This is a genomic window from uncultured Acetatifactor sp. (assembly GCF_948601915.1).
In the GTDB taxonomy this organism is placed as follows: Bacteria; Bacillota; Clostridia; order Lachnospirales; family Lachnospiraceae; genus Acetatifactor.
Genome location: NZ_CAPDXS010000019.1, coordinates 35,264 through 48,309, shown reverse-complemented (window position 1 = coordinate 48,309; position 13,046 = coordinate 35,264). Strand labels below are relative to the sequence as shown.

12 protein-coding genes are annotated in these 13,046 nt (G+C 55.3%); 11 read left to right on the top strand and 1 reads right to left on the bottom strand.

Annotated elements, in window-relative coordinates; translation table 11 throughout:
- Together Q2B33_RS05045 and folD are read left to right on the top strand one after the other, a co-directional pair.
- The coding region (locus Q2B33_RS05045; protein WP_300913884.1) for a cytidine deaminase at positions 1 to 342 on the top strand (342 nt) is incomplete at its 5' end.
- 233 nt (positions 343 to 575) lie between these two features.
- Complete coding sequence (folD, locus tag Q2B33_RS05040; RefSeq protein WP_300564736.1) at positions 576 to 1,409, top strand: bifunctional methylenetetrahydrofolate dehydrogenase/methenyltetrahydrofolate cyclohydrolase FolD; 834 nt, start codon at positions 576 to 578, stop codon at positions 1,407 to 1,409.
- A 100-nt stretch (positions 1,410 to 1,509) separates the two neighbouring features.
- On the opposite strand, the gene Q2B33_RS05035 is transcribed toward folD, so the two are convergent.
- Complete coding sequence (locus Q2B33_RS05035; protein ID WP_300564738.1) at positions 1,510 to 3,243, bottom strand: GNAT family N-acetyltransferase; 1,734 nt, start codon at positions 3,241 to 3,243, stop codon at positions 1,510 to 1,512.
- Between the two features lie 270 nt (positions 3,244 to 3,513).
- Here Q2B33_RS05035 and Q2B33_RS05030 point away from each other — a divergent pair, with 270 nt between their 5' ends.
- The 9 genes from Q2B33_RS05030 (at position 3,514) to Q2B33_RS04990 (ending at position 12,903) form a co-directional block, all read left to right on the top strand.
- Positions 3,514 to 4,830: a hypothetical protein gene (locus Q2B33_RS05030; RefSeq protein WP_300564740.1), complete on the top strand. Its 1,317-nt coding sequence runs from the start codon at positions 3,514 to 3,516 to the stop codon at positions 4,828 to 4,830.
- Between the two features lie 29 nt (positions 4,831 to 4,859).
- Positions 4,860 to 5,042, top strand: a complete 183-nt coding sequence (locus Q2B33_RS05025; protein WP_300898342.1) for a hypothetical protein — start codon at positions 4,860 to 4,862, stop codon at positions 5,040 to 5,042.
- Positions 5,043 to 5,191: 149 nt separating this feature from the next.
- Entirely contained in the window at positions 5,192 to 5,566 is a 375-nt protein-coding gene (locus Q2B33_RS05020) for a nucleotidyltransferase family protein (RefSeq protein ID WP_296464199.1), read from the top strand.
- Complete coding sequence (locus Q2B33_RS05015) at positions 5,559 to 6,083, top strand: HEPN domain-containing protein (RefSeq protein WP_300564744.1); 525 nt, start codon at positions 5,559 to 5,561, stop codon at positions 6,081 to 6,083. The genes Q2B33_RS05020 and Q2B33_RS05015 overlap by 8 nt, the downstream gene beginning before the upstream one ends.
- Before the next feature lie 307 nt (positions 6,084 to 6,390).
- On the top strand, positions 6,391 to 8,088 hold the full coding sequence (locus tag Q2B33_RS05010; RefSeq protein WP_300564746.1) for an ABC transporter substrate-binding protein: 1,698 nt from the start codon (positions 6,391 to 6,393) through the stop codon (positions 8,086 to 8,088).
- A 77-nt stretch (positions 8,089 to 8,165) separates the two neighbouring features.
- Entirely contained in the window at positions 8,166 to 9,125 is a 960-nt protein-coding gene (locus Q2B33_RS05005) for an ABC transporter permease (protein ID WP_296473177.1), read from the top strand.
- A gap of 33 nt (positions 9,126 to 9,158) precedes the next feature.
- Positions 9,159 to 9,719 (top strand): histidine phosphatase family protein, encoded by a 561-nt coding sequence (locus tag Q2B33_RS05000; protein ID WP_300564749.1) that lies wholly within the window; start codon positions 9,159 to 9,161, stop codon positions 9,717 to 9,719.
- Between the two features lie 82 nt (positions 9,720 to 9,801).
- The gene (locus tag Q2B33_RS04995) at positions 9,802 to 10,659 is read left to right on the top strand and encodes an ABC transporter permease (RefSeq protein WP_296473175.1); all 858 of its coding nucleotides are present in this window, start codon (positions 9,802 to 9,804) and stop codon (positions 10,657 to 10,659) included.
- Positions 10,660 to 10,932: 273 nt separating this feature from the next.
- On the top strand, positions 10,933 to 12,903 hold the full coding sequence (locus Q2B33_RS04990) for a methyl-accepting chemotaxis protein (RefSeq protein ID WP_300564752.1): 1,971 nt from the start codon (positions 10,933 to 10,935) through the stop codon (positions 12,901 to 12,903).
- Positions 12,904 to 13,046: the final 143 nt, after the last annotated feature.

The following is a 13,046-nucleotide window of genomic DNA, read 5'->3' as shown; positions in this document are numbered from 1 at the left end:
CCCCATGATGTTTCAAATAAAATGTGGGTAGGAAGTGTGGCATCTGCCGTACTCACAAAAAAGGGCAATATTTACAAGGGTATATGCATTGACACAGATGGCTCTATAGGAATGTGTGCTGAAAGAAATGCTTTATCAACAATGCTTACATATGGCGAAAGTGAGATTAAAAAAGTGGTTTCAGTATATAAAGATGGAAATATAATTCCGTCTTGCGGTATTTGCAGAGAATTTATGATGCATTTAGGCGGAGATGTGGAAAATATTGAAATTCTACTGGATAAAGAAGGACGGACAATTAAATTGATTGATTTGATGCCCGAATATCCACGACATAAATAAATTCCTGTTTGTATGGGAGATGCGGTTTTCGGGTAGATTTTTCCTTAGTGACCATACAAAGGTGCTAACACTATGTCATAAAGGTGATCAAGGAAAAAGCAGTGCCAAAACGGTGCAAAAAAATCTCGCAGATATAAATATATCTCGGAAACAGCGAATTTATGCGGTTTAGGATAATCCAGAATACTGAAAAAACTAAAAAACGCTATTCAAATACAGAGTAGGAGGACAGGATGTATCAGGTCATAGACGGAAAAAAGATTTCCCAGGAGATCAAGGACGAATTACGGGAAAAAGCTGCGCGGATGAGGGAACAGGGCATAGAGCGCACCCTGGCGGTGGTTCAGGTGGGCGCGGATCCGGCCTCCTCCGTGTACGTGCGGAACAAGAAGAAGGCCTGCGAGTATGTGGGCGTCCGCTCCCTTTCCTACGAGCTGCCGGAGGAGACCGGGGAGGAAAAGCTGCTGGGCATCATCCGGGAACTGAACGAACGTGAGGATGTAAACGGAATCCTGGTACAGCTCCCCCTGCCCTCCCATATCAACGAGGAGAGGGTGCTCCTTGCCATCTCGCCGGAGAAGGATGTGGACGGCTTCCATCCCGTGAACGTGGGGAACCTGAGCATCGGCAGGCCCGGCTACGTATCCTGCACTCCCGCCGGGGTCATCCAGTTGCTGAAACGCTCAGGCATCTCGATACAGGGGAAGGAGTGCGTGGTGCTGGGCCGCAGCAACATCGTGGGCAAGCCCATGGCCATGCTGCTGCTGCGGGAGAATGGCACCGTGACAGTGTGCCATTCCCGGACGGAGAATCTGCGGGAGATTACCAGGCGGGCGGATATCCTGGTAGCGGCAGTGGGGAAGCCCAGGATGGTGGACGAGACTTATGTGAAAGACGGAGCTGTAGTCATAGACGTGGGCATCCACAGGAATGAGGACAATAAGCTCTGCGGGGACGTGGACTTTGAAAGCGTGGCCCCGAAGACATCGTATATCACCCCTGTGCCCGGCGGCGTGGGCCCCATGACCATCGCCATGCTGATGGCCAACTGCGTGGAGGGGATATAGGGAGCAGTGCGGCATGGCTTTTCGGTGTCGGATGCAAAGCGCCTGGAAGGAAGGGACGAGGGGAGTATCTGGTGGGCATCTGGTGAAAATGGAGCGATAGCTATTGCGCTCTCAGCCATTTTTCCAGATGCTCCAATATACGGCCGCTTTTCAATTCCTCCAGGGAAGCCTCCGCCCAGGCCGGGAATGTATGGCGCTCACAGGCGCCGAACAGCGTCACAAGCGGCGCAATAAAGGCGTCCGCTTTCTTCTCCAAATCCGGGATGTGGCCGCCGTAGGCTTCCAGGAAAGCTTCCGCCGCCTTATGGGAGAGGGCGCAGGTCACGTTGCGGACATCGCCGTAAGCGATGCCTTTTCCCAGCAGATTGTAATCGAACATAAAGGCATGTTCCTTGTCTTTGGACACGATCAGGTTCGTCCAGTAGAAATCATTGTAGGTCAATGTGCGGGGCAGGGCATCGATTCGGCGGCGGATTTCAGGGTAATGCTCTGTAATGGCCTGCCAGAGTGTATTGTCCCCGGTGCCTGTCTTTTTCGCGATTAATCTCATGTTTTCCAGGGTGATTACGTCGGATTCGTCGTACATGGAATCCACTTCTTCTCCAAGCTGCATTTCTTCTCTGGAATGCCCCTCTTCCATGCCGCAAAGAAAAGCCCTGCCCCTGTCATGCAGTGTCCTGTACCACTTGGCGACAGACCTTGCCACCTGAGGGTCGCTCAGATCCCCTTCCTCGCCCAGCCTGTAATCGCCGGATGCATCCACATCGGGCAGCAGTAGGGCGTTCTCCGTGCGGCCCAGCAGAGGCAGGGTGGGTATCCCCAGCTCTGACAGCATCAGATAGCTGCGGATTTCCCGTGTATCCTCTTTCTTCTCAAAGACCTTCAGGATGTATCTTTTCCCCTCCGATTCCACCCGATACAGAGAGATGCCGGCCTTTGACCGGATAAGCGAGCAGACAGGGCAGCGCAGGCCCAGTTCGGCGAGCTGTAAAATATAAGATGAGGGCGCAAGCTTACAGGGCTGTCCCAATTGTGACAATATCCCGTTGATTCGCCCCAACAGATGCTCGTCCATGCCCTCCCAGCCAAGGAGCTCTGCGCCGCTGAACCGCTGCAGCTGCGCCACATACCTGATTCCATGCAGTACGAAGGCCTGTTTTGCCTCTCTGGGAAGCTGGCTTGTCAGAACCTGGGAGGGTATGGGCTGCACAGGCGCCTTGTAGGGAAAGCCCTTTTCAAATTCCGCCATTTCCGCCGGATTTACCTCATAGACGCAGTCTTCCAGATACCGTCCATCAATGCCCTCCAAAGCGCCATCGTACAGCTCCATGGCCATCAGCGCGTCCAGGCTGCTTCCGTCCGCGGACAGGATGCCATACCGGCTGGCCCTCCGGAACCCGAATCTGGGATAATAATCGGGATGCCCGTAGAAGACGATCGCGCGGTATCCAAGCTCCGCCGCCCGTGTGATGGAATGGCGCATCAGGGCGGAACCTATCCCCATCCTCTTGTAGTCCGGGTGGACGCTCAAGGGGCCGAAATTCAGGACTTCTATTTCTCCGGAACGTCTTTCTTCTGTGAGATGCCTCTCGCCCATGCCCTCCGCGGGCACCACCTTCGCCAGGCTGTAGATGACATGCCCTACGATTTTTCCGTCCACCTCTGCCACGAAGTCCAGCTCAGGCACGAAACAGGGCAGGCCCCTTAACTTGTGCACGATCAGATGCTCCCCATCGCAGGTGGGATGGTCCATCGCGCCCCAGAAGGCCTCCCGGGTCAGCTCCTCCACCTGGCGGTAATCCGCCGGCATCTCCTTCCTGATACGGATATCCATTGTCTGCAACCTCCTTTTTTCATGTTTCTGCGATTTCCTCGTGCCGGCATCCCCTTTACGAACCGCTATGAAAATGAATAAGGGAATTATAGCATGTGCGGAAATAATATACAATGTTTTTCAGCCTTTTCGCTTCTAGCCGGTTGGATGGAAGCGCTTGCGGGGCTGCGGCAGGGGCTTTAGATTTGTTAAGGAATACAGCCGGAATCTATTAAGGAACAGGAGGTATGCTGGATTTATAGAGAAATACATACAAGGAGGTATCCGATCATGTGGTGTGGACACAAATCAGGGAAAAGGGCCGTGCTGCTGGCCGTGATTCTGTCCCTGGGGCTGACTGCCTGCGGCAGCAGGGAAAAGGAGAAGGAGAGCCGGCTGCCCGGCACGGTGTATGTGCCGAAATTTACGGAGCTCAAGCTGGCGGCGGAGGGCCTCAGCGCCGGCTGTGCGGACAGCCGGAACATATATCTGGCAGCCAATGCAAATGAAGCGGTTCCGGCAGACAGCGCAGCGGCCAATTATGTGAGCTTCCTCTACAGGATACCGCTGGAGGGCGGGGAGGCCGTGAAGCTGGAGCAGTACCAGCCGGTGCCGCTTCCGGAGGGGACGGAGGGAAATGTAAGCATCCAGGAACTCTCTGTGGGGACAGAGGATACCATGTGGGTCACGGAGAATGTGTACAGCTACACATTCCGGCTCCCTGAGGGATTCAATGAGGAGACGGACGATAAATGGCAGTACCAGAGCGATATCCAGGAGACTGTGATCCGACGGCAGCTGGATGCCGCAGGGAAAGAACTGAAGCGCGTCGATATCAGCGGACTGGCGCAGAAACTGGATGTGGATACTGTCTACAGCACAGCCTTCGACCGGGACGGCAACATCTATGCCGTAACGGAGAAGAAGATATTCGCTCTGGATCCCGGGCTGCAGGTGCTGTTCACGGTGGAGGGCAAAGACATGACAGGCGCATTGACGCCCCTGGGGGACGGCACCCTGGGCATGATCTGTTCTTCTTACAATGAGGAAACCCAGACCTCGGACAATGTGCTGAAGACCATCGACCCGAAAAAGAAAGCCCTGGGGGCGGAATATCCCATGCCTCTGAATGCCTATGGCATCCGGCCCGGCCGAGGGGCCTATCAGTTCTATTATCAGAACGGAGATACGGTATATGGCTGCAAGGCAGGCGCCAAAGAGGGGGAGAAACTGTTCTCATGGGTGGATTCCGATATCAATCAGGACGACATCAACTTCTACTTCCCTCTGGAGGACTACCGCATCGAGGTCAGGGACTACAGCCAGCTGAACACAGGCGATGACAATGCCGCGAGGATTGCCAGGCTGAACATGGACATGATGGCGGGCAACGGGCCGGACATTCCGGACATGGGGGCGCTGCCCATACGCCAGTATGGAGCCAAGGGGCTATTGGAAGATTTGTGGCCTTTCATCAAAAAGGATAAGGAGATCGGCCGGGAAAAGCTTATGGAGAAGGTATTCGAAGCCGCGCAGCAGGACGGAAAGCTGTTCCAGATATTCGAGAACTTCGGCATTCAGACCGTGGCAGGGGCCTGGGCAGGGTGAAGGCTCTGCTGCGCCGGTATCATGTCTACATGGGGAAGGCTTCCGGAACCGGGGAGGAGAAGGAAAACTATCTGGAGATGGGCGGAATCAGGATACACGAGGAATTCAATGAGGTCTTTGTAGACGGAGCGGCGCGGGAGATGTCGGATATTGAATACCATATGCTGTTGTTGATGATGCGGTATCCCAGGAATTTTAGAACAAAATGTTGAAACAAGAGATTTCTTGAAAATGGCAAGTCATAAAATAAGTTTACCTTTCAAAGCTGAACAGGGCTCAAAATAGTTGCAATCCCTGTATTCTATGATAAAATGGTGATAAGAAACGGAAAACCTCTCGAAAGGAACTGGGAGGAAACTGAATGAAAAAATACAACAATTTTGACCTGCATTTTACATTTGACAGAAAAAATGAGACAATCGGTTTTCTCCATGCGGAGTATGTGCACCCCTTAAAACAGGAGCTGGTGCAGGCTTTCCAGCGTGACTTCCAGGAGGATGGGAACATAAAGGCGGCAATCGTATTCGGAAGCGGCGTGGAATTCCGGTGCAACAGTTACAGCGATTTGGATCTGTGCATCGAGCGGTATGACGTGGAGAAGCCATTTTCCTACAGCGCCGGGGAGACAGGGGAAGGGGTGGACGTGCTCTATGCCGACCGGATTGGGGAGCGGCTGCGCAGGGAGATAGAGGAAAAGGGAATTGTGGTGTATGACAGGGAGGGATGCTATGTGTGACATCAGGTATTTCAGACGCGCTTTTCTGGACTACCGGGCGGCGGAGAACCTGCTGAAGGTGCCGGAAAACGATGAGGCTTATATGAATGCGGTGGCGTATCACCTGCAGCAGGCAGTGGAAAAGACCCTGAAGGCTTTTCTGGAATGCGCAGGCGTCACAGTGCCGAATACCCACGATATAGACAAGCTGGCGCGCATGACCAAAAACAATGGGTCTGCGGCAGTTTTGACGGAATGGATTGGAGAAAAGACGGATATGCTGACCCGGTGGGAGACGGATACCCGCTATGATATGGACTATTGCGTGGAAGAAGAAAAGGTGCGGGCCGGTCTGGAAGAGGTAGGGCGCTTTCTGGAGCTTAACGGTTTGAAGGAGACGCTGCGGGAGGAACTGTGCGCCCCGGAGGCGAAGGAGCGGCTGGCAGAGTGCTTTCCCAGGGCATATCGGCCGGAGAGCGACTTTGAATGGAACTGCCTGTATCAGGTCTACCGCAGACGGATGGAGGGCGGAGGCTGATTGGCTATTGTCCGCCAGACTTACCGTCAAATGCGTCTTTTATCGTCAGTGCGGTAAAATATAGGCTAATATTCGTTAAAACGACGGGCTTATAGTTTCTGTGCAGCTGCCGCCATGTACGGAGTGAACAGCGATGCGGCTGCTCCTTTCGGCCATTACACTTGGCGATTGTACCACAGAAAATACTTGCTTTTCCCCCATTCTATGGTAAAATGAGGATGACAATCGAATAATGAGAGGTTTATCATCATGCCAATGGAAAGCGTACATAAAAGCGTTCCATTGCGACGAAGAGGAGAAGAGCGTAATGAAAAGAAGTTTTCACGGAAAGAAGGGCCTTTGTGTTCTTCTGGTTACGGCGCTTCTGGGAATGGCTGTACTGGGCGGATGCGCAGACGGCACAGGAGAGTCTTCGGAGGATAATTCCTCAAAGGAGTCCACAACAGAATCCACACAGCCTGACTCCGGGCAGTCCGATGCTTCCACAGAATCTAATGATTCCGAAGAGAGCACGGAGGTGCAGGAGAGCGGGGAGGAATCCGGTTCGGAGGGCGGGAGCGCTTCCGGACAGGCAGGGGATATGTACGGCGGCTCCATCGTTGTAGGAGTACAACAGGATATCGACAGTCTTGACCCTCACAAAGCGACGGCGGCAGGAACGAGCGAAATTTTATTCAATGTTTTCGAGGGCTTGGTAAAGCCCGATGAGAACGGCAATCTGATCAATGCGGTAGCCAGTGACTACACAATCTCCGAGGATGGTCTGGTATACACCTTCACCTTGAGGGAAAACGTGAAGTTCCACAATGGCAACGTCGTGACGGCTGAGGATGTGAAGTACTCTCTGGAGAGGGTATCGGGACTGCTGGATGGCACGCCCTTAAGTTCCACGCTGAACGCGATTGAATCCGTAGACATCATAGACGAAAAGACGGTTCAGGTGACAGTAGGGAGCGCCAACACAGAGCTGATCTACAGCTTCGTGGCAGCCATCATCCCCGCGGGCAGCGGAGAGGGAGAGGCGGTGGATCCCATTGGCACCGGGCCTTTTTCTTTTGTTTCCTACAAGCCCCAGGAGGGGATCGTCCTGGCGAAGAATCCGGACTACTGGCAGGAGGGCCTGCCCTATCTGGATCAGGTGGAGTTCAAGATTTCAGGCAGCGCCGACACGGCCCTTTTGGAGCTCCAGGGCGGCACCATCGACTTCTACGCCTACCTGACGGATTCCCAGGCCCAGGCCCTTCAGGGCAGCCACCAGGTGGTTTCGTCGCCCTCCAATGCGGTGCAGGCGCTGTATCTGAACAATGCGGTGGAGCCTCTGAATGACGTGCGGGTGCGCCAGGCCATTTCCTATGCCATAGACAAGGAAGAGATCAACAACTTCGTAGGGGGCGGGAAGGGCACGCTGATCAGCTCGGCCATGCTGCCCACGCTGAAGGAGAATTATGTGGATCTGAACGACACCTATGGCACCACGGCCAATGTGGAGAAAGCGAAAGAGCTTTTGGCGGATGCGGGATACCCGGACGGGTTCGACCTGGAGATTACCGTTCCCTCCAACTATGAGATCCACATGCAGACCGGAGAGGTGGTGGTGGAGCAGTTGAAGGCAGTGGGCATCCGGGCTACCATCAAGGCGGTGGAGTGGAGCACCTGGCTGGACGAGACCTACAAGGGGCGCCAGTACGAGGCCACCATCGTCTCCCTGACCTGCGACATGACGCCGGGATACCTGATGAACCGTTTCCAGACCGACTCCAAGAAGAACTTCATCAATTTCAGCAGCGCGGAATATGATGAGGTCTACACCAGAACCCAGGCCACTCTGGACCCGGCGGAGAAGGCAGAGTGCTACAAAGAGCTGCAGAAAATCCTCTGCGACGAGGCGGGCAGCGTGTTCATCCAGGTGGCGTCCAACCAGACGGCCATCAGCAAGAAGCTTGCGGGCTACAAGTTCTACCCTGTGTATGTGCAGGACATGAGCACAGTGTACATCACCGAATAAAAAGAGCCTCGGCACTGAAGTGAAGAGGCGGAACAAATTCCCACGAATGGGAACTGGAATAAAAAGGAGGCGGCAGCGTGAAATATTTAGGTAAGAAAACCATCACTCTCATTATGACATTGTTCCTTGTTTCCGTCGCCGCTTTCCTTGCGTTCCAGATCATCCCCGGGGACGTGGTCACATCCATCCTGGGGACGGAAGCCACTCCCGAGAGGGAGGAGCAGCTTCGGGAAGAGCTGGGATTCAACGACCCGCCTGCAGTTCGGTACTTCAACTGGATGTCGGGGGTGGCAAAGGGCGATTTGGGAGTCAGCTATCGCTACTCCAGGAACATGAACGAGATGATGCCGGTGGCGGAGCTGATCGGGGACAAGCTTCCCGTGACGCTGTGGCTGGCGGCGCTGGGGCTGGCATTGATTATACTGGTGTCCATCCCGCTGGGGGTGCTCTGGGCCAGGAGCGGCAGCCGTCTGCTGGACGCTGTCCTGGGCGTCATCACCCAGGCCACCATGGCGGTGCCATCCTTCTTTCTGGGCATCCTGGTGACTTTCGTGTTCGGCATCGTCCTGAAGCTTTTCGCGCCCGGCGGCTATATCAGCTATGAGGAGGACTTCACGGGCTTCCTGGGATACCTGCTGTTCCCGGCGCTGTCCATCGCCCTGCCGAAGATTGCCATGACGGCAAGATTTTTACGCAATTCCATGCTGACGGAGGTGGGCACGGACTATGTGCGCACGGCCTACAGCAAGGGCTGCACCAAGCGGCGGGTCATGTATGCCCATGTGCTGCGCAATGCCATGATGCCCGTGGTCACTTTCCTGGGGATGATCGTGGCGGAGATCGTGGCGGGCAGTATTGTGATAGAACAAGTGTTCGGACTGCCCGGCATCGGCAGGCTGCTGATCAGCGCCATTTCCACCAGGGATTTCCCGGTGGTGCAGATACTGATCCTGTACATCACTTTCGTAGTGATTGTGGTCTATTATCTGGTGGATGTCATCTATCGGCTCATCGACCCGCGCATCAGCGGGAAGTGAGGAGGATTAAAGGGCATCAGGAGGATTCATAAAATGGCATTGTATTATCTTGTCAGGCATGGAGAAGCAAATTACGATGATATGTTTGTAAATGGATTTTGGGGATTTGGCAGGGATTTTGCCCCTTTATCCGAAAAAGGAAGACAACAGGCAGAAATAACGGCAAAAGATGCCCGTCTGAAAGAGGCAGAACTTATTGTATCTTCTCCCTACACAAGAGCGTTACAGACGGCTCAGATTCTTTCAAGAGAAACAGGAATACGAGTTGAAGTTGATATCGATTTGCATGAATGGATACCTGATGAGAACAATCAGTATGAAACTTCTGAAGAAAGCTTTGCATTTGCCAGAGAATTTACTGAATTCAACGGTGAGTATCCGCCAGGAAAAAAATGCAGATGGGAATCCCTTAGCCATATGCGAAAAAGAATGATACGCGTGGCAGATAAATATTCAGATTATGATAAGGTTATTTTTGTGGGTCATGGGATGGTTTTCAGGTGTTTGACCTATATTGAAAAAATGAATCCTGCTGAAATAATTGAATGTACCTATCAGAAAGGACAGGCAGCGTGTGAATATTCATTTACATAAAGATGTAAGCTCTGACGGCAGTAGGAACACTTTCCCCAAAAGGGCCGGGATGGCTGCAGAGCGGTAGAAAGGAGGGCATTCCATGAAAGGAGAGCGTTCTGGTGCAAAATGGAAGAAGAGCATTCCATGGAAGAGTAGCATTCCATACAACAAATATTTTCTGGCAGGGCTGATCATGACAGGCCTTGCCGTGGCGCTGGGCGTGGTGGGGTTTTTCTGGACGCCTTACAGTACTACGGCCATGTCGGCATCGGAAAAGTTCGATCCGCCGTCCCTGCTCCACATCTTCGGCACGGACAATTTCGGCCGGGACATCTTCTCCAGGGTCATGAAAGGACTGGGCACCACCATCGGCATCAGCAGCCTGGTAGTGCTCATTTCCGGTTCCACGGGCATCCTCCTGGGGGCGCTGACCGGGTATTTCGGCGGCATAGCGGATGAGATCGTCATGCGGATCACGGATGCGGTCAACGGATTCCCCAGCATCCTCCTGACACTGGTCATCATAAGCCTCCTGGGCAGCGGCAGGCAGAATGTGATCATCTCTCTGGGAATCGTGTTCGTGCCAAGCTATGTGCGGATGGTGCGGAGCCAATACCTGAAACTGCGGGATGCGGACTATATCAGGCGGGCCAGGCTGTTGGGCGTCAAGGACTTCCGGATCCTGTTCGTCCACATCCTGCCCAATATCTTCTCCGTGTTCTGGGTCTCCGTGATGATCGGCTTCAACAATGCCATCCTGGCGGAATCCGGCATGAGCTATCTGGGCATAGGCGTGCAGCCCCCGGAGGCCAGCCTGGGCAACATGCTCTCGGACGCCCAGGGATATCTCCAGGCCGCGCCCTGGTACGCCCTCTTTGTGGGAATGTCCATCGTGTGGGTGGTGCTGGGCTTCTCCCTGTTCGGCGAGGGGATACGCAGGGGGAAAGTTTCCGAGTGACAGGGCAGGAGGCATTGGGCCGGCGTCATAGACGTACACTATATCAGACGTACCCACCGGCAGAAGGACTTCGATGCAGTGAAAGAGGGGGAATTGCCCGTCCGCCTTACAAGAAATACGGGGAAAGTGACATATGTCCTGTATTGGGTGCCATTCCATTACAGAACGTCAAGGGGCGGTGAGGGGCCCTTTTCCGAAAGGAAGAAACTATTTCAAGGACAGGAGGTTGGGCCGCAGCCTGGCGGGGAACGCGCAGGGGCCCGGAAAAGGAAAATGAAGAAGATTCAGACGAAGATTATGATTATGGTTGCGATTGCCACAATGGGAGTCTCCCTGATCAATGTGGCGCTGGGCACGGCGATTTCCCGCAACTCCACTGTGGCGGCTCTGGAGAAGACTTTGGGTGAGACGGCCAGGCTGGCGGCTCTGGCGGCCCAGAACATGATATCCACCTATACCCTGACCATATCGGAGCTGGCCTCTTCCCCCATCCTTTCGGATCCGGCGGCTACGCCCGAGGAGAAGCAGGCATTCATCCAGAGCAGAGTGGATGCCTACTATATGCGGTTCGGCGGCATGGCGGACGCGGAGGGCCATGACGCGTTCCACGATGCGGACGTTTCCGGGGAACCCTTTTTCCAGGCGGCGCTCCAGGGGAAGAGCTATATGTCCGTCCCCTACAGGGAAGGCGATGACATGTACCTGGTGGTGTCAGCGCCCGTGATGTCCCAGGGCAGCGTGACCGGAGTGGTGTACTTCCACTGCGATACCAATATCCTGCAGTCCATCATAGAGGGCATCCAGATCGGAGAGGACGCCGATGCTTATATTCTTGATCAGGAGGGTACTACCATCGCCGCCCTGGAGACAGAGGAGGTGCTGAGCCAGGAGAACCTCATTCGGGAGATGGAGGAGAACCCGGGTGATAGCTATGTCCGGGAACTGGGAGCCATCGAGGCGAAGATGGTGGCAGGGGAGAGCGGCGTGGGGAGATATACCTATACCGAGGACGATACGGACTATATCCAGGGCTATGCCCCCATCCCCGGCACGGACGGCTGGAGCGTGGCCGTGACTATCAGCGAGGATGAATTCCTGCACTACACCTATATGGGCAATAATGTCCAGATGGGGGTCAGTGCGGCCCTGTGCCTGGCGGTGATCGTGATATCGGCCTTTGTGTGCCGTTCCATCGCAGGGCCCATCGTGAAATGCGCCGCGCGCCTGCAGGCCCTGTCCCAGGGCGATTTAAAGAGCCCCGTCCCTCAGGGAAAAGGAAGGGACGAGACCAGAGTGCTGGCGGATTCCACTGCCCACCTGGTGCAGAACTTCAGGGTCATGCTGGAGGAGATCGGCGCGGTGCTGGGCAGCATCGCAAACGGAGACCTGACCAGGGATGGCGGCAGCGCCCAGTATCCCGGGGACTTCAAGGCCCTCCAGGACGACCTGCGGACCATCACCGAGAAACTGAACCAGACCCTGGGAGGCATAGCAGCGGCCACGGCCCGGGTGTCCAGCGGCTCCGCCCAGGTGGCCTCCTCCGGCATGGCCCTGTCCCAGGGGGCTACGGAGCAGGCCAGTTCCGTGGAGGAGCTGTCCGCCACCTTGGAGGACATGGACAGGGACGCGAAAGAGACGGCCCGGCTGGCGGAAGAGACCAAAACCGCAGTGATGGGTGCGGAGGATAAGCTCCAGGAGAGCAGCCAATACATTCAGGATCTGAACGAGGCCATGGAGTCCATCACGGCCTCCTCCAATGAGATCAAGCGCATCATAGACACCATAGAGGACATTGCCCTCCAGACCAACATCCTGGCCCTGAATGCCTCCGTGGAGGCCGCCAGGGCCGGGGAGGCGGGCAAGGGCTTCGCGGTGGTGGCCAATGAGGTGCGGGAGCTGGCCACCAAATCCGACGAGGCCACCAAGGCCACCATGGAGATGATCCGCCGCTCCATCCAGGCCGTGGGCAGCGGCAGCCAGGCCGTGTCCAATGTCACCGTATCCGTGTCCGACGTGGTGGTGCTGGCAGGGCAGGCGGCGGAGCAGATGGAAGTGATGGCAAAGGCCGTGGAGCGCCAGACCGGTGCCATCGACCAGGTCAGCGTGGCCGTGGGCCAGATTTCCGAAGTGGTGCAGTCCAATTCCGCCACGGCCCAGGAGAGCGCGGCTACCAGCGAGGAGCTCTCCGACCAGGCCGGGGTGCTCAAGCAGTTGGTGGGCGGCTTCACCCTTCGCAGACAGTAAAAAGATACTTACGCTTAGTCCCACGCTGACACAGCGGTCAGTGCCGCTTCTGACGGTGCGGCCCCCCGCTGCAAGCATATCTGGGGCTTATTCCCGCGAGCAATGAGCCAAGCGGCCGTGCCTGCACGGCCAGTTGGCGAATG

Bases quoted from the DNA above. Each gene is read 5' to 3' on its own strand.
- Q2B33_RS05015 (WP_300564744.1), top strand. From the start codon at position 5,559: ATGTGTGACATCAGGTATTTCAGACGCGCTTTTCTGGACTACCGGGCG.
- Q2B33_RS05000 (WP_300564749.1), top strand. From the start codon at position 9,159: ATGGCATTGTATTATCTTGTCAGGCATGGAGAAGCAAATTACGATGAT.
- Q2B33_RS05035 (WP_300564738.1), bottom strand. From the start codon at position 3,243: ATGGATATCCGTATCAGGAAGGAGATGCCGGCGGATTACCGCCAGGTG.
- Q2B33_RS04995 (WP_296473175.1), top strand. From the start codon at position 9,802: ATGAAAGGAGAGCGTTCTGGTGCAAAATGGAAGAAGAGCATTCCATGG.
- Q2B33_RS05010 (WP_300564746.1), top strand. From the start codon at position 6,391: ATGAAAAGAAGTTTTCACGGAAAGAAGGGCCTTTGTGTTCTTCTGGTT.
- Q2B33_RS05020 (WP_296464199.1), top strand. From the start codon at position 5,192: ATGAAAAAATACAACAATTTTGACCTGCATTTTACATTTGACAGAAAA.
- Q2B33_RS05030 (WP_300564740.1), top strand. From the start codon at position 3,514: ATGTGGTGTGGACACAAATCAGGGAAAAGGGCCGTGCTGCTGGCCGTG.
- Q2B33_RS05025 (WP_300898342.1), top strand. From the start codon at position 4,860: ATGGGGAAGGCTTCCGGAACCGGGGAGGAGAAGGAAAACTATCTGGAG.
- folD (WP_300564736.1), top strand. From the start codon at position 576: ATGTATCAGGTCATAGACGGAAAAAAGATTTCCCAGGAGATCAAGGAC.
- Q2B33_RS04990 (WP_300564752.1), top strand. From the start codon at position 10,933: ATGAAGAAGATTCAGACGAAGATTATGATTATGGTTGCGATTGCCACA.